The following is a 23176-nucleotide window of genomic DNA, read 5'->3' on the forward strand; positions in this document are numbered from 1 at the left end:
CCGATGGAGGGCAGGCACGGGCTAGACTGGCCCATAGCTAGAGCGAGCGAATTGGTCAGGCGCGCCTTGCGGCGCACTCTGTTTGCACTTGAGGTAAACTGATTAGCATGTGCGGGATTGTCGGCATCTTGGGGCGCGGTCCGGTCGCGGATCGACTCATCGATTCACTTAAGCGACTGGAGTATCGCGGCTACGACTCAGCAGGCATCGGAACGCTCAAAGGAAATTATATCGAGCTTCGGCGTGCCGAGGGCAAGCTGAGGAACCTGGAGACACGCGTTCGCCGCCATCCGCTCTCAGGCCATGCCGGGATTGGGCACACGCGGTGGGCTACCCATGGCAAGCCGACCGAGCATAATGCTCATCCCCATGCAACGGATAATGTTGCAGTCGTCCATAACGGCATTATCGAGAATTTCCGCGAGCTGCGCGCGGAGCTGAAACAGCATGGCGCCTATTTCGCCTCTGAAACAGACAGCGAGGTGGTGGCGCATCTTATCGACTCATATCTGAAAAATGGCTGCTCGCCGCAGGACGCAGTAAAAGCGTCGCTGCCGCGGCTAGTGGGCGCGTTTGCGCTTGCAATCCTGTTCAAGGGGCAACACGACCTCATGATCGGCGCGCGGAAGGGCTCACCGCTTGCGATCGGCCATGGCGAAGGCGAAATGTATCTCGGATCGGATGCTATCGCGCTCGCGCACCTGACCGACTTGATCACCTACCTTGAGGACGGCGATTGGGCTGTGCTCAACCGCAACTTCGTCGTGGTTTACGACGCACAAGGCACAGTCGCCCGCCGGGAGGTGGTGAAATCTGCCACGTCGTCGGTTCTCGTCGACAAAGCAAACTACCGTCACTTCATGGCGAAGGAAATCCACGAACAGCCAGAGGTGATCGGGCAGACGCTGGCGCACTACGTCGATATCGCCAACGAGAGCGTCGCACTGCCGCAGCAGCTTCCGTTCGATTTCAACGCGATCGGACAGATCTCGATCACGGCTTGCGGTACGGCAGGATATGCCGGCCATATCGCCAAATACTGGTTCGAGCGGCTGGCTCGTATTCCGGTCGAGCTCGATGTCGCCTCCGAGTTTCGCTATCGTGAGGCACCGATGCGCAGGGGAGATCTTGCTATCTTCATCTCGCAGTCCGGCGAGACGGCCGATACGCTGGCCGCCCTCCGCTACGCCAAGTCTCAAGGCCTGCATACGCTATCGATCGTGAACGTTCTGGGTTCGACCATTGCGCGCGAAAGCGGGACAGTGTTGCAGACACTCGCCGGACCTGAAATCGGCGTTGCCTCCACCAAGGCGTTCACATGCCAGCTTGTCGTCCTGGCGGCGCTTGCAGTCGCTGCGGGCAAGGGGCGGGGTGAATTGTCGGAGAGCGACGAGGTCGATCTCGTGCGAGCGCTGATCGAAATTCCCCGGCTGGTTACAGCGGCGCTTGCCAGCGAGCCGCAGATCGAGAAGCTCGCACGCGACATCGCAAAATCGCGTGACGTGCTATATCTTGGTCGCGGCACGTCGTTTCCACTGGCGCTGGAAGGGGCCCTGAAGCTGAAGGAAATCTCCTATATTCACGCCGCTGGCTATGCGGCCGGAGAGCTCAAGCACGGCCCCATCGCTTTGGTCGACGAGAGCGTTCCCGTCATCGTCATCGCTCCTTGCGACCGGCTCTTCGAAAAGACCATCTCGAACATGCAGGAGGTCGCCGCACGCGGCGGCAAGATTATCTTGATAACGGACGCTACCGGAGCCGCGGAGGTGTGCATGGATACACTCGCGACGGTCGTGCTGCCGGAAATGGAGACAACATTTACGCCCATTGTCTATGCGATTCCGGTGCAGCTCCTGGCCTATCACACGGCCAACTTGATGGGCACGGACGTCGACCAACCGCGAAATCTTGCGAAATCGGTTACCGTCGAATAAGCTAAGGTGACGCCACCTGGAATCGGCGTGGGTCAGATACGGAAGGCGCGCAAAGCCCCGGCAGATCTCATCATGATGTGCCGCCCAGCTCGAGGCCCGACGCCCTCGCATGGCGTATTTGGTTGTGCCGGTCCATGGTCGGGAAGCTGGGACTCGTGCGCAAAATCTACGGCTCATGAGGTTAGAGGCTGGCCCGTCTTCCGGCAAAAAGGAGTCGGATCCGTCAGGCGCTTACGGGTGGGCCGATAGTGCCTGATGGCAGATTCGCGGCCATGAAACTGCACTCGGCTGGCATGAGATTTTCCGGCAACCGGCCATTTCAAACCGAGAGGAACCTCGTCCTGTCACCAGCGTCCATTGCGCACGGGTCAAATGCCAAATCGCGCATTGGCGCCATCTTACGTGCGACGAGCGGCAACTTTCTCGGGCACTTCGACTTCTTCTTGTTCGGGTTCTACGCCAGTGCCATCGAAAACGCGTTCTTTTCCATCAGAAGCGAAACGGCTTCACTGCTTAACACCTTCGGTGTGTTCTGGCTCGGTGCCTTGATGCGATCTGTTGGCGCGATCGTGCTTGGAGCCTATATTGACCAGATTGGCCGTCGGGGCAAAGGCCTGATCATTACGCTTTCGATCATGGCGATTGGCACCATCATCATCGCCTTTTTTCCCCGCTAAGCGACGATCGGCATTGCCGCACCCGTGATCGCGCTGTTCGGACGGCTGTTGCAGCTCTTTTCTGCCGGCGTTGGGGTTGGCGGCGTTTCCGTCTACCTCTCCGAGATTGCCACAACGGGAAGCCGCGCTTTTACACTCGTTTCAGTCATCGAGCCAGCAGGTTGCGATCTTTGATCGCGGCTCTTATCCGATATTTTTTTGAGCAAGCCGGTCCTGCTGACGATTGCCGGCCTCGCCTTGGTGACCGTATATCTCGCGTTGCCTTGGCTTGTGACCGACCCAAGCTTTGGCAAGATGCTGGCAGTGGAGATGATGTTCTCGTTCTACTTTGGCACCTATAGCGCGGCGCCTTGTTGGACGCTCTGGTTGAAATCGTGCCGAAGCACGTTCGCATAACCTGCTTTTCTTTAGCCCTTCGCACTCGCCGCAGGCTCTCTTAGGCACGTTTACGCCGCTCGCATCGACGTGGCTGATCGAACGGACCGATGATGAGGCGCCCCCCCCCGGTTTCTGGTTGATGTTTGCAGCTTTGCTCGGCATCATCGCCGCACTGACGATCTATCCAGGAAACACAAGAGAGTTGCGAAGCCCTCGCGACTCGAGCGGTCTAACACGGCCCTAACCGTGCAATTTTTCGCGTATTAGCATGCGCGCCCACCGGGACGTTGACGGCCCAAAACCGAATTGAACTTGGTGCGTGACGGTCCTTGATGATCTTACGGTGGTGCGCGGGCTACTCTGCCGGTCACGGTTCTTCCTATGCGATCTGGGGCAGTATCGGGACGAGTTGGCGATGATGTTGACCGGGAATGGCTGAGCATGATCAGCTAACTTCGATTCCGTCCTGTGGTCGAACCTTCGATGATAATGCCCGCAGGTTGCAGTCACGCGGTGAATTCAGCGGGCGCTCTATGCGGCTGCCACACAAACTGAACGGGCGCGTCTTCAGGCTCCATGAATTCTCCAGTGAATTGGTGTATCGCAGGTCGCCAAACGTTAGCGTAACGAGACGTCTGGTATGTTGATCCGATACCTGCCTCTCGGCGCTCAGATACGCAAGTCGAATGCTCATCCTTATCGTATTTGGAGAGGAGCGGCCGACAAGATCAATGCGGCCTCGTGCAACCGAGCGACGGGCCATGCTTGACCACGATCCGGCCATCGCCGGCTCCGCTCGATCAGCCGCGACTTCACGCACCGCTAGCTTGCGCAGATGAGGTACCGCGCGCGAGCTGTGCGAGCTCCGCCTCAAGCATAGGGTTACGATTGAACATGGCGTCGATCAATGCTTGCGCCGGCTGCTCGGCCGCCTCCACCCACGTCGCCTTCTCCGCTCGTGGGGAGGGCGCGAAAACACGTTTGACGACGGTCGGCGACCCCCTCAGACCGCATTTGGCCATGTCATCCACGCCGGCATTTTGGGCGCTCCATTTTACGATTGTGGCACGGGCGGCACGCAACGCATCTATCATTGCACCGCGGCGAATTTGATTGGTTGCCTCTAACATGCTGACGAGACACGGCAGCTTGGAACGCAGCACCTGGACGCCGCCTTCGCAGCGCCGTTCCGCCTCGATCGTGTGTACTTTGAAGTTCAACGCTTTGATTGTGGAAACATAAGTAAGCTGCTGGACCCCGAGCCTCTTTGCAATGCCAGGCCCCACCTGAGCCGTATCGCCGTCGATCGTCTGCTTGCCGGTGAATATGACGTCCGGCGGGCCATATTCCCTCCCGATATTGCGAATCGCGCACGCCAGCGCGTAACTCGTCGCCAGCGTATCGGAGCCCGCGAAGCTACGATCGGTGAGCAGGACAGCGCGATCGGCACCAAATGTCAGTGCCTTTCGGAGAGATTCTTCGGCCGACGGCGGCCCCATTGTGAGAACGGTAATTTCGCCGCCGAACCTATCTCGTAGCTCGAGCGCAGCTTCCAGTGCGAAGAGATCATATGGGTTGATGATTGTCGGCACGCCCTGGCGCATGATCGTATTCGTAACAGGGTGCACGCGGATTTGAGCGGAGTCGGGGACCTGTTTGATGCAGACGATGCTGTGCATGTACTTCTCCTAAGATGCTGAGCCGGCTCCCGACGAGCAGCAAATGTCATACCATCCCAGGCGTTTCGCTGATCAGGAAGGCATGCAAAGACTGACGGCGAGTCGGTTGTCGCAACTGCGACGGCTTGAGCATGGGCGTGATCTTAGGCTGATCTGAGTTACGGGCAGCAACGGAGCCGCAGCAATCACGCGCCGGTTTCACGCCAAGCCAGTTTTCAGGGCGAATACGTTGCAAGCAGACGATGACAAGACCAGCCGACGCGAAGACGCCCTACACTTCACCGGCAAGCGTATCCCAACCAAGGCATGAGGCTAGCATCCGCATCATGCATCAGAGCTGGCAACCGCCTCTTGCCACGCTCTCCTATCCCAGTCGGCCGAGCGCGAGAGAGGAGCGAGCCCGACGCTTTGCTCAGAAGCGCTTGATCTCGATACCGTGTCTTCGCAAGGCATAGCCAATCTGGCGCGGGGTTAGTCCAAGCAGGCGCGCCGCCTTCGCCTGTACCCACCCGGATCTTTCCATGGCTGCGATGACGCGCTCGCGATCGGTGAGTTTCGCAGCACCCACCGCGGGTCGCCCCGGTGGCCCTAGCGGTGTCAGCTCGCTACTGACCGGCTGAACGGCTGTTATAGCTTCTGGAGGCGGCATGCTCAGCCTCGCGGGCAGTGAGAAATTGGGGCTCTGCTGTCGCGCCATTTCCTCCGGTCCACAGTTCAGTCCACACTTCCATAGCTTGGCCGACAGGCATTGCCCGTGACAGCATGCAAAATCGTGTCTTACGATCGACGATCCTTGCGCGAGGGTCGCGGTCCGCTGCACGCAGTTCTCCAGCTCGCGGACATTACCGGGAAATTCGCAACTCATGAGGATCTCAATCGCACTTGAATCGAACACCAGAGCACGGCCGTTTTCATTGTTGAAGTTCTTCAAGAAGCGAGCGGCGAGAAGCGGAATATCAGTGCGTCTTTCGCGCAGGGGCGGCAGTAGCAGAGGAACCACGCTGATTCGGTAATAGAGATCGGCACGAAACTCCCTCCTTGCCACCGCCTCTTCAAGATCCTTGTTCGTGGCTGCAATCACGCGGACGTCGACTTTGATCGTCTGATTGCCGCCCACCCGCTCGAATTCCTGCTCCTGAAGCACGCGCAGGAGCTTCGCCTGGAACGACGCCGAGATCTCACCGATCTCATCTAGGAACAGCGTTCCCTTGTCGGCGAGCTCGAAGCGACCCTTGCGCGCGTTGAATGCACCCGTAAACGCCCCCTTCTCGTGACCGAACAATTCGGATTCTAGCACCGTCTCAGTCAGGGCTGCGCAATTCAGCTTGATAAAGGGGCGTTTGGCGCGCGCTGAATGCTCGTGAATCGCCTTCGCGACCAGCTCTTTTCCGGTACCCGATTCGCCACGCAGCAGAACCGTGCTGTTGGATTTTGCGATCACCTCGATCTTCTCAAGTAACGTGCGCAGCGCCGGGCTGTCGCCGATAATTCCATCGACTTGGACCTTTTTACGCTCCCGCCCATGAGGCTTTGGTTCGGACAGCTGCTTCTGCAGCCGCAATTCCTCGTCCATAAGGCGCCCGCGATCGCGCTCAAAAACGTGATGCAGCTTCGCAGTCCGACCCAGAAGGCCAGCGACCATGGTCAGCAGGTGGAGGTCGTCCTCGAACTGCGCACGCGTCCCGTTATCTGCGACGCGGTCGATGCTCAGCGTACCCACAACCTTCTCGTCAATATCTATGGGAACGCCGATGAACGCAACACGCGTATTACCGGCGGCATCTAGCATCTCGACGTCGGATGGACTGAAGGCCGAATGCAGCGCTACGTTCTCGACGATGAGCGGCTGCCCCGACGCCACGATTTGATCAATTGCTCCTTGCGGCAAGCGCACCCCGCAGCGGGAATCGCGGCCTTCGTTCTGACCGTCGCCTACGATGATCTGGGGCACGCCGTCATGATCGAAGAGACACACGATGCCGCGGCGCATCTGCACGAGCGATTGCAGACGCTCGATGACACTCTCCAACTTGGCTTCGAGCCGGGATAGGCCGGTGAGCGTGTGCGCTATTTCAAAGATCGTGCTTAGCGATTTCTCTTGCGACGGCACAATATAACCGGAAGGGTCCGCGTCGGAGGTTGAGTTTAGTTTCTCGCGCAGGGAAACGCTGTCCAGCATAACGACTTCTCCGTTTCTTTCTTGATCCTCCCATGACCTTGATCGGACTCTTGTTGCATGCCCTCTCGATCTGACATCCGGTTCTCAGGGCGGGGCGAGAGATGACGCCTCTTCATGGCACGTCGGCAGCACCTACAGTGACTAGGTTTGCTGCGTTATTCTTTCCAACTCCCTGCGCGGATTCGCCCTGGCCAAAATGAGTTCCATCCATGAGGCTCAGATTAACCGGGCTTCGCCAAGGGCAAATTCATCACAAGTGTTGTCCGCCATTGATCGGGACTTCGGCGCCAGTGACATAACTTGCCGCATCTGAACATAGGAAGAAAATGACCTTGGCGACCTCTTCGGGTGTACCCACTCGGCGAAGTGGGATCTTTGGCACAAGATGCGCTTCCGTGGCAGGCGACAAAATGTCCGTCTTGATTTCTCCGGGCGCGACCGCATTGACGCGAATGCCATGTGAGGCGTAATCGTGCGCCATTTCGCGCGTGAGACAAGCGAGCGCAGCTTTCGAAGTCGCATATGCCGTGCCTGCAAATGGATGCACCCGCGAGCCGGCGATCGAAGTCACATTGACGATCGAGCCTGAAGCCGCTTTTAGCTCATCGAACAGACCTTGGGCGAGCAGGATCGGCGCCACCAGATTGAGGTGGAAGACGCTCATCCAGGTATCGACTGAGGTCGCCAGCGACGTCAGCCGGGCACCGTTCGGCGTTTTTGGTGAATTTCCGGCATTGTTTACCAGGCCATGCAACGGTGCGCCGGCAAGGCACTCCTTGATCTCGGCAATCACGCGCGGCAGCGTCCGATGGTCGCTCAGGTCGACTTTGATATAGCTGCCGTCCTCCGAGTCCCAAGGGCAGCGCACCGCGTCGAATGGTTGGCGCGCGCAAGAAATGACGCGCCAACCGGCTTCCGAAAACAATTTTCCGGTGGCGCGACCGATACCGCGCGATGCTCCGGTCAATACCAGCGTCTTCCGCTCACGCAGCAGGCGGCGCGCTCGATCGGCGTGAATTGGACCGCCCGGGTCCGTTTCCGACGATTGAGCTGCGACCGCTTTGTCATTTGGTAGACCTAGATTCACATGCCGCTCCCGTCCGCTCTCCTCGGCTATGCACCTGGTGCAGGATCCGGGCCAGATCGATGCAGAGCACAACTGGCGCGGTTTGACCCCCCAAATGGCAGATTCCGAACATCTCGCCTGTTCGCTTTTCGACAATAGCAACGCCCCGGCAATGGCAGGACCATCGTCGTGTTTCCGTGCGCGTTACAAATGCGTGCGGGCTCGATCTTCGAGTCGAGAGGCCGGCGTTTGCACCGCGAGCTGACTACATCGCTCTCCCCAGGTGGCCTGAGGCTCATTCGCCAGGGAAGATAGATCAGCTCCCTTTGGCGGAGATCAGGACCGATGCTAGTTCGTGCAATTCCTTCTCGGCCGCAGTGTGCGCGCGCGCACATGCGGCTGTTGATCAATCCGATACGGGCCAGAGGTCTTGCTGTTCGCAAGGTCCAACAAAAAGGACGCGATGGGCGCATGAATGAATAAGAAGACTAGTTAGTGGCAAAACGATTGCCCAGCAAAGGCGATCTATCCACCGGGCGCGCCCTTGTTGCTGCTGGGACATTCACACGTGACTGGCCTGCTGCGTTGACCGCCGGACAGCAATCACTGTGCTCTTCGCCGTCTGCCCGGGGATGGCAGTTTTTGGCTACGATGATGATACGGCCATAGCCCTTCCGGACGACACGGCTTACGCATGGTGGCGCGAAGCATTACGTAGCCAAGCCGCTGGCGCTCGTCGGTATTGGCCGAGGCTTCGCACCCGCACGCCTGATCGTGCCGGCATCGCATCCGTCGCAGAAGCAGCCGTATTAACAGTCGGCCGGCCAGGCGTCGCACCCGGGGCGGAAATCACCACCGTTTCGTTTCTGCGATATACCTCGCCAAGCAGATGGGTCGAGGCCAGCACTATCAGGCCGATGATCTCGGCAGGCCATTGATTAGCCCGAGCAGCCTCGTGGTAAGTGGTTCGGCGTGGAATAAGGCACCCCTTTGGTCCGCGCGCTAAACTGGTAGCGCTCGCGTCCTCGGAACTGGTCGGGATTGCGGAGGCAGAGGAGCGCGGGTTGTTCGAGCATCGTCGCGGCATCACTCGCGGTCGTTTTGGGTCTCGACGATGTCGCAGTGATGGGCCGAGCGCTGGATTTTGGAAACGGCGAGCACGCTCGGCCATTCCCCGGTCGACGTCAGGCTCGGCCAGGCCGGCCTGCGCGATCTCCTTGGCCCGCCAGCACGTAGCTGGCGGCCAGCACTCAATGCCGCGCCGCAAGCTTCGTGCCTAGCTTTCGTGGTCAACTAAATCACGCTCTCCGCTTCACGCGGGCGTGACCATAGGACTCCTGCAGTCGGATGCGGCCGCCATCATTGCGGCTACATCCAACAACAGTGCTAGTCACATGAAATCATCCTCGTACGAGTATCTGGGGGAACCTGGTGCGTTCTCGGTATCACTGCTCCCGTTCTCCTCAGCTTTGGAGAGATAGAGTCGAGGTTTGTCCGCACGCTGCCATTCACCGGCACTGTTCTTCGTCCACTTGTCGGGATGCTGCGCAGGGTCGAGTACCATGCCTCCATCAGCCAGTTGAACGAAACCCATCTTCGCTGCACGGGCTTGTGCTTCTGGATTGTCCGGATGCCAATTCAGCAATGGGCGTTCGCCATCGATCCGAAGTTGATGCTCAAGCAGAATATCGCCAGCGTTCTCGACAAGTGGATGAGCGACCTGAAAATCCACGATCGAGGTAATCTCAGCCCCGCCAGGAAACTGGTGTCGCCAATCGTCCGATTCAAATTCAGTCATGCTGAACCCGCCTTCCGTTCTCATCAGTCCGGCGCTCTGGTTTCCTAACTGGTAGCTGAAATACCGCGCTTCGTCCGAATCTCGCCTCACCGCGTATTGCTTAGCAACTTCCGCGGTGCGTCTCGCCCTCGAGGATACGAATTCCGAATACTCTCGTGGATTCTCGGCAATGTGCATGATATTATCGCCATGAAACTGCCTCGCTTCCCTCCTGAAAGACGTGATGTCCATCTCCATCACTGGAGGTCTGTCATTCAGGAAGTACGCTGGTGCTCCCGCTGAAGATGAGCTTCCGCCAGAAGTCGATCCGTCTAAGCGCATCTGTGCAAACGTGTCAGCGAAGCTTTCGGTTCCCGCATCGGTTTGCCAGCTGGCGTCATGCGTGTAGCATCGGAGGATCCACCAATTCGACCATACATAACTGTTCGCTCTCCTATTTTTTGCATTGGGTTCAGGCCAGCGAGGCCCGGCAGATACCCATAAATTGCTTAGTTGACGACTAGCCGACGAAGGCGTTCTCCCGGACGCACAAACCAATTAGAATTGCATCAAGTCAACGAAATTAGGTTGCGGCCCTGCTTGACGAACCCCGCATCTGTTCTGCGAGGTCCGCCGGACGAAAAGAAAGAAAGGGCCCTTTTCTGGCTCGAGGCGGCGGGGCCTGCTACTGCAGCTTCGGCTCCAAGTCGACGCGCTTCGCCGGGCTTGCCGCAATGAGTCGTCCGTGAAGAATTCGGAAGTGATTGATCCGTCGCTGTGATTTGACGTGAGCAAGTATTCGATTTTGCAAGAAAACCGTGGGTAGGTCTGGGTTTTCTGGCGTTTTGGGATTCCGGATTTGGCGGCTTCGTGATTCCTTTGACGGCGAGATCCGCTGTTGGGGAGAGCCCATGAGCCAGCCGCGCGACAATCGTCAGGACGATCTGTTTCGTCCATCTCTGGAAAAGATCATCAACCTTCGCCATCCGCTGGTGCGTCTGGCGGCGGAGATCGATTGGGACTTCCTGGCGGGACGCTTCAGTTCGGTGTGTCGCCTCGGCCCGGGGCAGCCACCGTTTGCCGACACGATTGGTAGCCGGACTGTTCATCCTCAAGCACATGCACAATCTCTCTGACGAGGCGCTGTGCGACAGGTGGGTCGAGAACCCGTATTTCCAGTATTTCTGCGGCGAGGTGGTGTTCCGGCACGACCTGCCGTTCGATCGCTCGTCGCTGACCCGCTGGCGCCAGCGGCTGGGAGAGGAGCAGATCGCCGCGCTGTTGCAAGAAAGCCTCTCGGTGGCACATCGAACGGGGGCGATCGAGACCAAAGATCTCGAGCGGGTCATTGTGGACACCACCATCCAGGAAAAGGCGATCGCGCATCCGAGCGATGTGCGGCTCATGCACCGGGCGATCGAGAAACTGGTCGATTTGGCCAAACGCGAGTGCGTCGAACTGCGCCAAAGCTATCTGCGCGTGGCCAAGCGCGCCGCCATCATGGTGGGCGCTACACGCACGCCACCAGTTCAAGCGTGCCCGGCGAGAACTCAAATTCCTGCGCACCCGGCTTGGCCGCGTCATCCGTGACATCAGACGCAAGATCGAGGGCGACCCAGCGCTTGAGGATCGCTTTGGTCCGCTGCTCGATCTCGCCCACCGGGTTCGCCATCAAGAGCCGCGTCAGCGCGGCCCCAAGGTCTACTCGTTGCACGCCCCCGAGGTCGAGTGCATCGGCAAAGGCAAGGCCCGGGCACCTTACGAGTTTGGCTGCAAAGTCTCCATTGCCACATCTGCCACAGCACCCAAAGGCGGGCAGTTCGTGCTGCATGCCAAGGCCCTGCACGGCAATCCTTATGACGGCCACACGCTCGGCCCCGTCATCGCCGATCTGGAAAAGCTCACAGGTGTCGCAGCCCGCCGCATCCACGGCGACAAGGGCTATCGCGGCCACAACTATCCCGACCGGTTCAAGGTCTGGATCAGCGGCCAGGTTCGCCGTGTCACCAAAGCCATCCGCCGCGAGATGCGGCGTCGCGCCGCCGTCGAGCCTGTGATCGGCCATCTCAAGGACGACCACCGGATGCGCCGCAACCATCTCAAGGGTCGCGACGGCGACCGCATCAACGCCGTGCTCGCCGCCGCCGGCTACAACTTCAGCCTGCTCCGCCACTGGTTCAAGGAACTTTTACGCGTCCTGTTGCGGATTCTCTGCCGCCGCCTATCGCATCCACACCTTGCCTAAAACGGCGCTCAGAAACGTTCTTCACGAACGACCAATGAATGCTTCATGCCCCTGCGTACCAAACCTAAACGCCGCGACCAACCGCAAGATCGGCTGCGGCTCCGTGGCCGACCTGCTGTAAACAGCCCGACGTCGGAAGGCGGTGTGAGAAGCGACGACCAGAATAGCGCGCGCCGAGAGCAAGCGTCAATGCGCCCGCTGTTGAGATTTGGACTTGATCTGCACTCCACCGACAGCGGCTTCTGGAAATGCCAATATGAAGCTCTGACAGAAGACCGCACTCGATCACGTGCCGTAAAGGGGCAGGCCTCTTGTTGAGAGGCAACCACAGAGGGCACCAATGTCAATCGGCGTTGCAGTTGGTCTCAAAGGTGGATGCTGCTAACCCCGAAATGGCGTCCCCTTTTGGATGCCGATTGAGACTAACTGCAAGCCGACGCGGCAGTTCATGAAGCCGCGAAATGCTCGTATGGGTTATCGATCATGGTCAGACGCGCCGGATTGCTCAGATCGAATTCAATAATGTGTGGCACGAGCAGACGGGCATAGCGCGTGAAGGCGCTGGTTGGGGGAAAGCGGATCACGGTAGCGCATCGCGCAAGAAGATACATGTCGACGAGAGCGGAAGCTCCACCTTCAATTCCCATTTCCGCACTATGCAACGGCCCTGCCCGATCGGCCTGGAAACGTTTTGGTACCGCGAAGACATCGGGAAACATACCCGATACGTAATCGAGCACCTGTGCACTGTCCGTGCACAGGAAGACCTTTACAGGCTTTGGATATGGCAAAGCCTTGGCTTTACGGATTGCCATGCAGACCTGACGAAGGGCGAGCTCAGAATCGGCCCAGTACGGCGCATGCTCCATGATATCTTCGCCATTGCCGTGCCGAACATGAACGCCGATGATGCTATGGCCGTTAAAGTGTTCCTCACAGAACGCGTCGATCCGCGCTCGAATCTCAGGCCTGAGTTTGATGTTCCGAAAGATCAGTCGTTCGGCTTCCTCGCTGCAACGCCACATCAGGCAAGCGTCACAGACAATGGTGTTGGCTTCGTTATCTTCTTTTGACTGGAACAGCTCGGTCAGTTCGTCACGTTCTCGGAATATCTGCTCATCCGGGCGATTGATGCAGTCGATCGATGGCCTATTCCACCACCGCGGGAAGAACGGTCCGGGAAACGAGAGCTGGTTGACCCGATCATCGCAAATCACCGGCACTCCAGCGATGTCCTGAACCGGCTCGAAGAACACCGGAAAGGCGTTGCTGAACTGTTGGTCGATGTAACAGGAACCGCGCCAGTCGATGACGAGCGTCCGCCCGGTCCGCTGCGCGTACGACCAGGCTGACGCCAGCGACCAGAGGCAATCACCAAAGCCGGTACGCCTCCGAGAAATAACAAAGCGTTCCTTCATCAAATTATCAAACCCTTCTCGTTGCGCAAGATCAGTTTTGTGTGGCGTACCTACTTTTCTGCGATTCCGATCCCCGCCAATGGACGGCTGGTCACCTGGACGCAAGGCGATCAACCTGCAAGCCTATCCTCCACGGCACCGCGATTGGCAGGTCATGCAAGAGGCTTCCACGGAGCCTCTTCCGCATTGCTCACCTTTCACGACCGCGCAGGATGCAGCCGAATACGGCGCTGATCCCAGAGCCCGCGCAGTTCGTTCACGAGACCTTCGCGCCTAATCCTGTCAGAGGTGACCCTTGCGAGAAGATCGGCAAGAACAGCTTCCTTCTCAATTTGCATCAGCATGTCGAACAGGTCATGCGAGACGCGCACGCTGTCATGGCTGGAGTGACCCATGCGGATCTCGCAGACCGTCTCCTGACGTTCTCGGCCCGCATGAGCGCGAACCCGGTAAAGGGATACATGGGGCGGCAGTGATACAGCGAGTGCAGTCCAGCTTTCGAGCGTTGTTGCCCGCTTCTTGACGAGGAATGACCCGACCACAAGGCCATCCAGCTCGGTCGACAAAAACGCCGTAATCGCATCGGCAACGGAATCTACGATCGGTTCGGCATTGTTGTTGAATGACGTATTAAGCAGAATCGGGACGCCTGTCCGGCTCTTGAACGCATTGATGAGTTCCCAATAGGCGGCATTGTTCGTGCGGGAAACCGTTTGCAGCCGAGCGGTACCATCGATATGCGTGATCGCCCCCAGCAAAGCGCGCTTGGATTCACGCACGCGAACGACGAAATTCATGAAGGGATATTCTGCGCGACCATCCGGCAACTCAAAGAACGCGCCCGCATCCTCCTCCAGAACCGACGGCGCAAATGGTCGATAACTCTCGCGCTTCTTGACCATCGCGTTAATCCGCTCCTTGTTTGCGGCGGGCCTCGGGTCCGCAAGAATACTGCGGTTGCCGAGCGCACGAGGGCCGAACTCGGACCGGCCCTGGACCCACCCGATCACGGCGCCATCAGCGATCCACTCGGCTGCTCTGGTTGCGACGTCAGCGGTCCGTTCTATCTCCAGGTGTCCGGCCCATCGCTTCAGTTCCTGTTCAATGCTGTCGTCGCTGCCGACATCTGGCCCCCAATAAACCGCCTGGAGTCGCTCGCGGGGCGCAGGCTGCCCCGCCTCTTTCGACACCATCAGTGCCGCGCCCAATGCGCATCCGGCATCATGCGCTGCCGGCTGCACGAAGATGTCTTCGAAGAGGCCTGAATACAGGAGTTTTCCGTTCAGAGTGCAGTTGTGGGCGACCCCGCCGGCCAGGCACAACCGTTTCATTCCCGTCGACTCACGGTAGTGCCGAAGAATATGAAACACGATCCGTTCCAGCGCCTCCTGCAACGATGCGCTCACATCTTGATGCTGTTGCGTGAACGGCATTCCCTTTCGCCGGACTTCGATATTGCGCAGCAATGACGGACCGATCCGGTCGAGGTGAACGCGGTAGCCACCGTTTGCGGAGAGCTCATAGAATTGGGCAAAGAGCTCGCGATAGCGTGCGGGATCTCCGTAAGGAGCCAGTCCCATCACCTTATACTCGTCGAACAAGCCGTAACCGAGATATCGGATCGTCTCCAGATAGAACAATCCGAGAGAGTTATTCTCTGGAAACGTCATAAGCTCGGTCATTTCGGTACCCGACCCGACCGCCAAGAGACCCGAGAGGAAGTCGCCACAACCGTCGATGGCGAGAACCAGGCCTTCTTCAAAACCCGACATCGCCAGAGCGCTCACGGCATGGGCCTGATGGTGGCCTACGAATGACACCCGCGAGGGATCAATTTCGGTTCCGAACTCCGCCGCCAGAAGGTGCCGTAATAGCAAATTGGCATTTAGCGGAATTGAGATCTCAGGTTGTGAGATGAACAGCCGTTCGAGCATCGCGTTGCAATAGGGTTCGGTGGCGTAGAACGCAATACGATCGACGTCGCGAAGCTCCACACCTGCAGCTGCAAGACAGTATTGAATCGCACCGCTCGGGAGCTTGTTTGAGTGTTTGATCCTATTGAGGCGCTCCTCTTCAACGGCAGCGATGACGCGCCCGTCCCTGACAAGTACTGCGGCGCCGTCGTGCAGAAACGTGTTCGGTAGTTCAAGCGGATTTTCATAGACCCTATCGAGCCCGCCACTCAGTCCTAGACACAGCATCTTGTTCTCCGTTCATCCTGAGAGGCCTGTTGGCCTATTTCGTATCGCTTGCCTTGCAAGTAGACCGTACATCGCGGCGGGCAGATCCGGCATTGCTAGCGTGACAAAGGCCCACATAAGCGTCGCACGCGAATCGCGTTACGCCCGATATCTGATCTCGTCCACGCAATGCTTCGCTTGAGGTCTTGTTCCTCTCACCGCATCAGCCGTTGCCGAAGCAGCGCGGCCGAGACGAGGAAGGGAAACGCCGCGTAGATGCAAAGTGCGCCCACATGCAAGCCGACGCTGTCGACTGGCCGTCCGAGCATTGCTGGACGAATGAGATCGACCGAATGAGTCAGCGGCAAGAAGGCGGCTATGCGTTGAAATGACCCTGGCAACTGGCTCATTGGGAAGATCGCCCCGCTCAAATACATCATGGGCGTGAGAATGAGTGACTGGTAGAAGATGAAATAATCGTGGCTCGGTGCAAGTGCTGAAACGACCATTGCGAGGCTCGCGAACGTAACGCCAGTGAGGGCGATGGCTGGTAACGCATAGGGGATGGATGACCACTCGGCATAACCCAGTGCGACGGCAACAATCGTAATCGCCGTCCCGGCGAGCAAGGCCTTGCTCGCTGCCCATGCCACTTCACCGAGAACAATGTCGCCGAGCGTAAGGGGCGTACAGAGCACTGCCTCCCATGTGCAATTTGTCTGCATGCGAGCGTAGGCCGCATAGATCGTTTCGAAGGTTGCGGAGACCATCGCGCTTGTGGCGACCATGCCAGCGGCGAGAAACGAGATGTATGAGGTCCCCTCGACGCCACCGATGATCATTCCAAGGCCAAAGCCAAGGCCAAACAGAGAGCTAATCGGCTCGGCCAGATTCCCAAGAATCGATGCCAAAGCGACTTTCCGCCAGACCAGAAAATTCCGGCGCCATACCGCGATCCAGTTCCATGGATTAGCAGGGAGCGCCGGCGCAAAACGTTGCCACATCGTTCAGTCCTTCATCTCTCGCCCGGTTAGCCGCAAGAAGACATCCTCCAGATTTGGAGGACGCTGCAGAAGGCGGAGATCCGTGCGGTTACCAAGCCGGACGCGCACCTGCTCTGGATCCCTGACATAGCAGAACAACGTCTCTCCGCTGACCTCAGCGCGCTGCACTTGGGGTCTGACCAGCGGCAGCAGTTCATGCGGATTACCACCGTAAATCTCGATCACTTGGCAGCCGATCTGCTGCTCGATCAGCGCGTGAGGCCGGCCTTCGGCGATCTTGCGGCCGTGCTCAAGCACACATAGGCGGTCGCACAATCGCTCCGCCTCTTCCATGAAATGGGTAGTGAGAAGAATTGTTTTGCCGCGCGCTAATAGCGAGCGCAAGCGTTCCCAGATCAGGTGACGGCCGTGCGGATCGAGGCCGGTCGTCGGCTCGTCTAGCACCAAAAGCTGCGGGTCATTAATGAGGGCACGAGCGAGCGTCAGGCGCCGCTTCATGCCACCGGACAGTTCGCCTACCCGGGCATCCGCCTTGTTCTCCAGGCGGGCGAATTCGAGCAGTGACGGCGTGACCGCTTTGACCTCGGTCGCGCTCATGGCGAAGTAGCGACCGAAAACGAGCAAATTCTCGCGCACCGTGAGCTGAAGATCAAGGTTGTCGAACTGTGGGACAACCCCGATGCCCCGGCGCGCCAAGCGAGCACGTGTCGGCACCGGCTCGCCAAGCACGCATATCTTACCTGCGTCGGGCGATGAAACACCCAGGATCAAACGCGCAAGCGTGCTTTTACCCGCGCCGTTTGGTCCGAGCAGACCGAAACACTCTCCCGGCGAGACCGTAAACGAAACAGCGTCCACGACGACCCTGTCGTTGTAGGACTTGCTCACCTCGAAAAGGTCGACTGCCGCGGTTGACATTTGCTTACGCCATCGCGACGGACGTTGTTCGCGCCGCTTCCTGGGTCGCGCGCTTTTTTGTCCAAAGCAGGCCGTCGCACCATACGTGATCAACGCGTCCCCACTTGCACGCGGCGGCGGCATCCGGGAAGAAGCCGCGTCCATGCAGATTGGCGCTGGTATTGCAAAGCAGCGGAATGGCTGTGAGCTTCTCGTACGCGATGAGAAGCTCGGCCACTTTATGTGGAGAGGTTCTGGAAACGGTCTGTAGGCGGGCCGATCCATCGAGATGCACGACGGCCGGAATTTTGTCCCGCCATTCCGGTCGCGTCTGGTGATCGAACAGCATGTACGGATCGGGTACGCCAGGGCTAAAAATCTCGGCCGCGCGATCCTCCAGGCATATCGGCGCTACCGGCCTGAAATGCTCGCGAAGTTTGATATCGTTGAGATGATCTTTCATTCCTTCCCAGGTCGCGGCTGCGAGAATGCTTCTGCCACCCAGAGCTCGTGGTCCGATCTCGGCCGGTCCAGCAAGGAAGACGACCGGCTTGTCGCCCGCGAGAATTGCCGCAAGTTCGCCCATCGTGCAGGGCGCGCTCTCCCATTCGGGCGGGACTTCGCTGGGACGAACGGCCGGCCCACTGTAGACCGACCATTCCAGAGCTTTAAAGCCTTGCTGTGCCGCCAGTGCAGAGCAAGCAGCACCGATGGCTGAGCCGCTGTCGTTTGGAAAGGGGGGCACCCACACGGCATCGAACAGGCCGGTCGCACGAAATGCACTATTCCACTTAATATTCAAGCCACAGCCGCCGGCGATGCAGAGGTTACGCGCCCCCGCAAGATCCGAGTGCCGCTGCACAACATCAGAAATTGTGCGAACCAGCAGACGCTCTAGAAAGACGTGAAATGACGCAAGGACGTCTTCGGCTTGCTTGGCCTTCAATCGCAGTGCGCACGCATCGAAGAAGTCGTGCAGAGCTTCAAGTGGCGATCGTGAGCTGTTGGTTTCTGCAAGCTCACGGCAAGCGCCGTCAGCATGCGTGGCAAAGTGCGCCTCATAGAGTTCCTGAAACGTCTCGATAATATCCCCGTCGGGCGATCCCAGCGCGATATAGGCCATCAGCTTGCCGGCTATACCGAGATCCCAACTGGTCCGGTCCACCCGCCTGTAAGGTCCAAAGTGATGTCCTGCCGTCGCATAGGCGTGACCTATCATCGGAAACAGGCATTCGATGAAACGGATGCCGTGGGGCTCGACATAGTAGAGGCGTGGAAACATGCAGCCGTCCCACACCAAGCAGAAAGCAGATTGTGCGGATTTGGCAAACGAGCTGGCGCAGTATGCGGATGCTACGTGCCCGGTGACATGGGGATAGCTTTGATAAGGATATAGCTTCCCGTCTAGCATGAGGCCGATGCGATCGCGGGACGTCAGGGGGCTGTCGCCGTGCCGTTCGACATACGGCGCGCCCTTGAGCTTGACGGTCGTCGGCCCACTAAGGACTTCAAACTGCGATTCGAACTCTCCATCCCAGCCATCAATGACGAACTGATCAACATCGCTCGGATCCAGCCCGTGCTCCGCCAAGGCGCCAACAACCGCATCCAGGTTGTCAATGGTTTCATAACGCGGATTATTGTTCAGCTTCTCCTGTTCGACACAAAACACCAGCCGGCCGTCTTCGATCAGAGCGACTGCCCCGTCATGCGTCAACTTGATACCGCAGATACGCATAGTGGCTCCTTTCAAGCTCGGCCGTTAAGACGGACCGAAGATTGCTCCGGATTGAGAAAGCGGACCAACAAGCAGTCTTCGTCAGCTGACTGCCCCTGGCACTGCGCGCGTTCGACCTCAATGAGCGCTTCAGTCAGCATCGCGATGACCGTCTCGGCGCCAGCGACATGCCCCCATCGCTTGCAGGTGGCATCACGTGCAGATCCGAAGACCAGATGCCCACCTGGAGCAAGCATCTTCACCATTTTGTCGATCGCGATACGCATCTGTGTCATGTCTTGAAGATAGTAAAGAACTTCAGCGACCACGATCAGATCGAACAACTCTGCGGTCGAGAACTGCAGAATGTCGCTCGCCGCCCAGCTGATATGCGACCACCTCTTGGTCCGCTGGACCGCGCGACCGATCGCTCGCGGCATAACATCGATGACCGTGAGTCGTTTGCAGTGAGGAGCAAGTTTCTCTGTGAATGCACCGGCCGCGCACCCGACCTCGAGGCCGTTTGAGACGGCGCCGTCCGACAGCGATAGCCGCAGCAATTGGGTGTGACGCTTACGTTCGAACGGATTGTCGTCAAGCCGCCACGGATCGTCGTTAGCCAGCTCCCGTTCCAACGACTGATATGTGTCTACGCTCACGAGTTAATACCCCTACAAAACTGCTCAGTCAGTCTCGGCCGCAATGCCATCCGGCGCGATCAGCTGCGAGGAAGCGCGCGAAAGGCCTGCCCTGCGAATTGAGCCAGGCGTTCCCGATCCTGGGTTAAGGCTTGGTCCACTTGCCGCCTTTTCGATCGAGGCCTTCGATTCATCAACGTCTGATTTCGCTACTTTGCGCGAGAGCCAGTTGCTGTTGCTCAAGGTACAGAGCGCGTAGGCCTTCATTGGGAGCAGGAGGAAGATGTTGATCGGGGTGTGCAGCGCGAATCCGAGAAATCGAAGCTCGCGGGCGCGAATCGCCGCCACGCTGCACCGAACCATGGTCATCGCGACGATGGTCAGACCTGTCCACCAGGGCACGCTGTCGGTGAGCGCGAGCTGAGCGAGCGCGGCAATCGAGGAGATGGCGAGCAGCAGCGGCCCGAGGTTCTGTCCGAGCACATCGAGCGTGAGATACCGATCGAGCCCGGGCAGCAGGTGCAAACCGAGCAGCGTGTCGCGGTAAGTGCTCCGCGCCCAGCGGAGCTGTTGCCGCAAATATGGCAAGAGCTTGTCCGGGACCACCGTGGCGGCGATGGCGTCCGGAACGTACTCGGTTCGAAACCCTGCCTTGAGCATGAGGATCGTGAGATGGCGGTCCTCACCGAAGTCGCTCGGCTTTCCCCGGAAAAACTGGGTCTCGTACTGGTCCAGCAGCAACATGAGCGCGGAACGGCGGTACATGGCACACGGCCCACAGCAGCACATGACCGCACCAAAGCGCGTTTGCGCCGCGCGCTCCTCGTTGCAAGCCAACCAGTACTCCATGTCGATCAATCCGGTCAGCCAGCTGTCGTCGCGGTTGCTGGCCGTCAATTGACCCATGGCCGCGCCGACGGCTGGATCCTGCATCTTGCGGACGAGCTTGCTGACAACATCGCTGGCGATTTCCGTGTCGGAATCGACGTTGAGCACGAGATCGCCGAACGAGCGGCGTATCGCGGCGATCTGCGCCTTGCGCTTTCCAACGTTGCTTGGCAGCAGAATGACGCTGACCCTCGGGTCATGTGCGTAGCTTGCGTGCACGGGTGCCACTGCACCGACATTTGCGGAGCCGTCATCGACCACATAGACCTGCAATCGCCCTGGGTAGTCCTGGCTTGCAATAGACTTCAGGCAGGTCGCCAGCGTGCGCGGGTCCTCGTTGAAGCAGGGCACGATGACATCCACGCTGGGCAGAGCACCGGTGTCGACCGGGTCGTACGGCGGCAGTGAGGCGTCGGTTCGCAGCGCATAAAGCGCCTGCGCGCTCTTGTGGACGCTGGAGAGCAACGCGTAGGAGGCGACAGCAACGGTGCTGATGGTGGCAAGCAGGGTCATGGGAATTGATCTATTCAGTGAGGTTGAGGAAGCGGCCGGATTGCAAATCCACGGTCATGCAGTGCTGGAATGAGCTGGGCGAGCGCCATCACAGTCTGGTCGCGCTGACCAGCATGAGGGCAGCGTCCCAACTCGTCGGGTGGGCATCCGTCGTGCAGGAGCACGATTGCCCCCGGCCGGACTGCGGCCAGCACCGCGGCAACAATCGCCTCGACGCCAGGACGAGACCAGTCTTGCGGGTCGACTGACCAGTGCAGGGCCGCCAGATCGGCCTTCGCCGACGCGGCGAGGGCCTCCTTGGTCCAAATCCCGTACGGCGCACGCATGTGCCGCACAGAGGCTCGAGGGCAGCCTATTCCGATGACCTTGTTCGTCGTCAGGATCTCGTATTGCACCTCATCCGGCATGCATTTGGACAATTCCGGGTGCGTCATTGTGTGGTTTGCGATTTCGTGCCCTTCAGCAATGATGCGCTGGATCAGCTCGGGCTGGGCGGCTGCATATGCACCGATCACGCAGAAGGTGGCGGGGGCCCGATGCTGCGCCAGCACGTCCAGGATAGGCGGCGTGCAATGCGGGTTTGGACCATCATCAAAGGTCAGATAGACGCAGTGCTCTCCGCCGGCCTCGGCGTAGTCGCTCCGCGCTTCAGTCACGTCGTTTGTTGACGTCACAGCTCTGGCCCGTTCCGTTCAATCATCTCACCGGCCGGCCATTCGCTCATTGGCCTGGCAATCGGCAGAACGAGGCCGACCACGTCCTCCACGCGCGTCGGAGGCACAGTGAGATAGATATCCGGACGAGCAGACCGAACGCGGAGCCCTGGTAGAACAGTCGCCAAGCCCTGTCGCCCGAGCAGTCTGGTAATATGTTTCTGCAGGGCAGATCGGACCGTGCCAAAGCCGAATGGCACGCCAAGATCTCGCAATACGGGGTACATCACGCGGATGGAGTGGCTGATTCCTAGCCCCTCGAGATCCGGGCGCACCCCGTACAATCCGAGCTCAGCCACGAGCAGATCGACCTCACCAACTTTTATGAAGCGGCGCAGTGCGCCGATGTGAATCGCGACGCCACGATCATCGTAGCCAATTGCCCGAATCTCAGGCCTTGCGCCGGCCCAGCTTCGATGACCTTCAAAGGGCTTTGCATTGAATTCCCCGGTCGGACCATAGGTCTTGCGGAAGAAGTCGGACAATTCGATATGGTCAGCAATTTGAAGCTCATTCTCCCAGCACAGCCTCCAACGAACTGGAGGGCGCGCCGAAACACCTCGTGTGGACCCAGGCGCGATCATGTTCATAGAGAGTAGTTCCTATTCATTATTTGGCTCCTGACGCAGGCCAGCAGTTCGCTACGTTCGAAAGGCTTGCTCAGGAACTGGAGTCCAGCTTGCAGGACTCGGCTCACGTGGTCTCCGGAGTGGTCTGTGAGCAGAACGGTGGGAATCGCGCCTCCGGATGCAACCAGATGATGGAAAAGCTCAAGGCCACTCATCACGCTCGACTGCATGTCCGCGATCAAGCACGACGTGATCAAACGGCGACCCGATTTCAAGAACCCGTCTGCGCTCTCAAAGGGTTCTGGCACGTAGCCCGCGGAAAACACCACATCCGTGAGAGCTTCACGCACTGACCGATCTGCATTCACAATTGAGACCACATCGAGCGTGTGCGCAACTCGCATCAGATTCGCCAAGGACGCCTTCGTTTGCATGTTCCGCACGATTTCACCCCAGCAAGGACGCAATCCAATCGACTGCGGCCACAACACATTCGGCACCCGCAACCGGGAGGGTCCGACTGGACGGAAATCTACGGCCAAGTTGAGCGTTCGCTCAATTCTACGGCGGTACACGGCGGATATAGAATGGGTTGGCAAAGCCAAACGATGGTTTGCTCGTCGTATACGCCCACGCGAGTTTGCGGATCCGCACCGTCCGAACTCGGCGAGATATGGCTTGCGCAACATGCGCGAACCTGCGAC

General features: G+C 58.8%; 15 protein-coding genes and 2 pseudogenes. 3 read left to right on the plus strand and 14 right to left on the minus strand.

The features are described 5' to 3' along the window. Positions 1 to 107: 107 nt before the first annotated feature. Positions 108 to 1934 (plus strand): glutamine--fructose-6-phosphate transaminase (isomerizing), encoded by a 1827-nt coding sequence (glmS, locus tag QCM77_RS35270; protein ID WP_280096049.1) that lies wholly within the window; start codon positions 108 to 110, stop codon positions 1932 to 1934. A 341-nt stretch (positions 1935 to 2275) separates the two neighbouring features. Further along, positions 2276 to 3233 (plus strand): annotated as a pseudogene (locus QCM77_RS35275) (MFS transporter). 568 nt (positions 3234 to 3801) lie between these two features. Here the strand turns inward: QCM77_RS35275 and QCM77_RS35280 are convergent. The 4 genes from QCM77_RS35280 to QCM77_RS35295 form a co-directional block, all read right to left on the minus strand. Further along, entirely contained in the window at positions 3802 to 4668 is an 867-nt protein-coding gene (locus tag QCM77_RS35280; protein WP_280096050.1) for an electron transfer flavoprotein subunit beta/FixA family protein, read from the minus strand. Between the two features lie 412 nt (positions 4669 to 5080). Beyond that, the gene (gene nifA / locus QCM77_RS35285) at positions 5081 to 6847 is read right to left on the minus strand and encodes a nif-specific transcriptional activator NifA (protein WP_280096051.1); all 1767 of its coding nucleotides are present in this window, start codon (positions 6845 to 6847) and stop codon (positions 5081 to 5083) included. Between the two features lie 250 nt (positions 6848 to 7097). Continuing rightward, positions 7098 to 7934, minus strand: coding sequence for an SDR family NAD(P)-dependent oxidoreductase (locus QCM77_RS35290; protein WP_462804372.1), 837 nt, complete (start codon positions 7932 to 7934; stop codon positions 7098 to 7100). A gap of 1369 nt (positions 7935 to 9303) precedes the next feature. Further along, positions 9304 to 9948, minus strand: a complete 645-nt coding sequence (locus tag QCM77_RS35295) for an effector protein NopP (protein ID WP_280096052.1) — start codon at positions 9946 to 9948, stop codon at positions 9304 to 9306. Positions 9949 to 10601: 653 nt separating this feature from the next. Between QCM77_RS35295 and QCM77_RS35300 the strand changes: the two are divergent. Beyond that, a pseudogene (locus QCM77_RS35300) lies at positions 10602 to 11935 on the plus strand (IS5 family transposase). A gap of 446 nt (positions 11936 to 12381) precedes the next feature. Here the strand turns inward: QCM77_RS35300 and QCM77_RS35305 are convergent. The 10 genes from QCM77_RS35305 to QCM77_RS35350 form a co-directional block, all read right to left on the minus strand. Then, positions 12382 to 13353 (minus strand): nodulation protein NodZ, encoded by a 972-nt coding sequence (locus QCM77_RS35305; RefSeq protein WP_280096068.1) that lies wholly within the window; start codon positions 13351 to 13353, stop codon positions 12382 to 12384. Positions 13354 to 13550: 197 nt separating this feature from the next. Next, positions 13551 to 15554, minus strand: a complete 2004-nt coding sequence (locus QCM77_RS35310; RefSeq protein ID WP_280096053.1) for a carbamoyltransferase family protein — start codon at positions 15552 to 15554, stop codon at positions 13551 to 13553. 194 nt (positions 15555 to 15748) lie between these two features. Beyond that, positions 15749 to 16537 carry a nodulation factor ABC transporter permease subunit NodJ gene (gene nodJ / locus QCM77_RS35315; RefSeq protein WP_280096054.1) on the minus strand — a complete coding sequence of 263 codons (789 nt, stop codon included), beginning with the start codon at positions 16535 to 16537 and terminating at the stop codon, positions 15749 to 15751. A gap of 3 nt (positions 16538 to 16540) precedes the next feature. Then, positions 16541 to 17455: a nodulation factor ABC transporter ATP-binding protein NodI gene (nodI, locus tag QCM77_RS35320; protein WP_280096055.1), complete on the minus strand. Its 915-nt coding sequence runs from the start codon at positions 17453 to 17455 to the stop codon at positions 16541 to 16543. Between the two features lie 4 nt (positions 17456 to 17459). Then, complete coding sequence (nodU, locus tag QCM77_RS35325; protein WP_280096056.1) at positions 17460 to 19172, minus strand: nodulation protein NodU; 1713 nt, start codon at positions 19170 to 19172, stop codon at positions 17460 to 17462. 11 nt (positions 19173 to 19183) lie between these two features. Then, positions 19184 to 19810 (minus strand): nodulation methyltransferase NodS, encoded by a 627-nt coding sequence (nodS, locus tag QCM77_RS35330; protein ID WP_280096057.1) that lies wholly within the window; start codon positions 19808 to 19810, stop codon positions 19184 to 19186. Positions 19811 to 19834: 24 nt separating this feature from the next. Continuing rightward, complete coding sequence (gene nodC / locus QCM77_RS35335) at positions 19835 to 21190, minus strand: chitooligosaccharide synthase NodC (RefSeq protein ID WP_280096058.1); 1356 nt, start codon at positions 21188 to 21190, stop codon at positions 19835 to 19837. Between the two features lie 14 nt (positions 21191 to 21204). After that, entirely contained in the window at positions 21205 to 21864 is a 660-nt protein-coding gene (gene nodB / locus QCM77_RS35340) for a chitooligosaccharide deacetylase NodB (RefSeq protein WP_347882415.1), read from the minus strand. Further along, entirely contained in the window at positions 21861 to 22493 is a 633-nt protein-coding gene (locus tag QCM77_RS35345; RefSeq protein ID WP_085399767.1) for a NodA family N-acyltransferase, read from the minus strand. Before QCM77_RS35345 ends, nodB begins: the two co-directional genes overlap by 4 nt. Next, positions 22490 to 22888: a response regulator transcription factor gene (locus QCM77_RS35350; RefSeq protein WP_280096059.1), complete on the minus strand. Its 399-nt coding sequence runs from the start codon at positions 22886 to 22888 to the stop codon at positions 22490 to 22492. The genes QCM77_RS35345 and QCM77_RS35350 overlap by 4 nt, the downstream gene beginning before the upstream one ends. Positions 22889 to 23176 lie beyond the last annotated feature (288 nt).

The sequence above is a fragment of the Bradyrhizobium nivariense genome (assembly GCF_029846695.2).
In the GTDB taxonomy this organism is placed as follows: Bacteria; Pseudomonadota; Alphaproteobacteria; order Rhizobiales; family Xanthobacteraceae; genus Bradyrhizobium.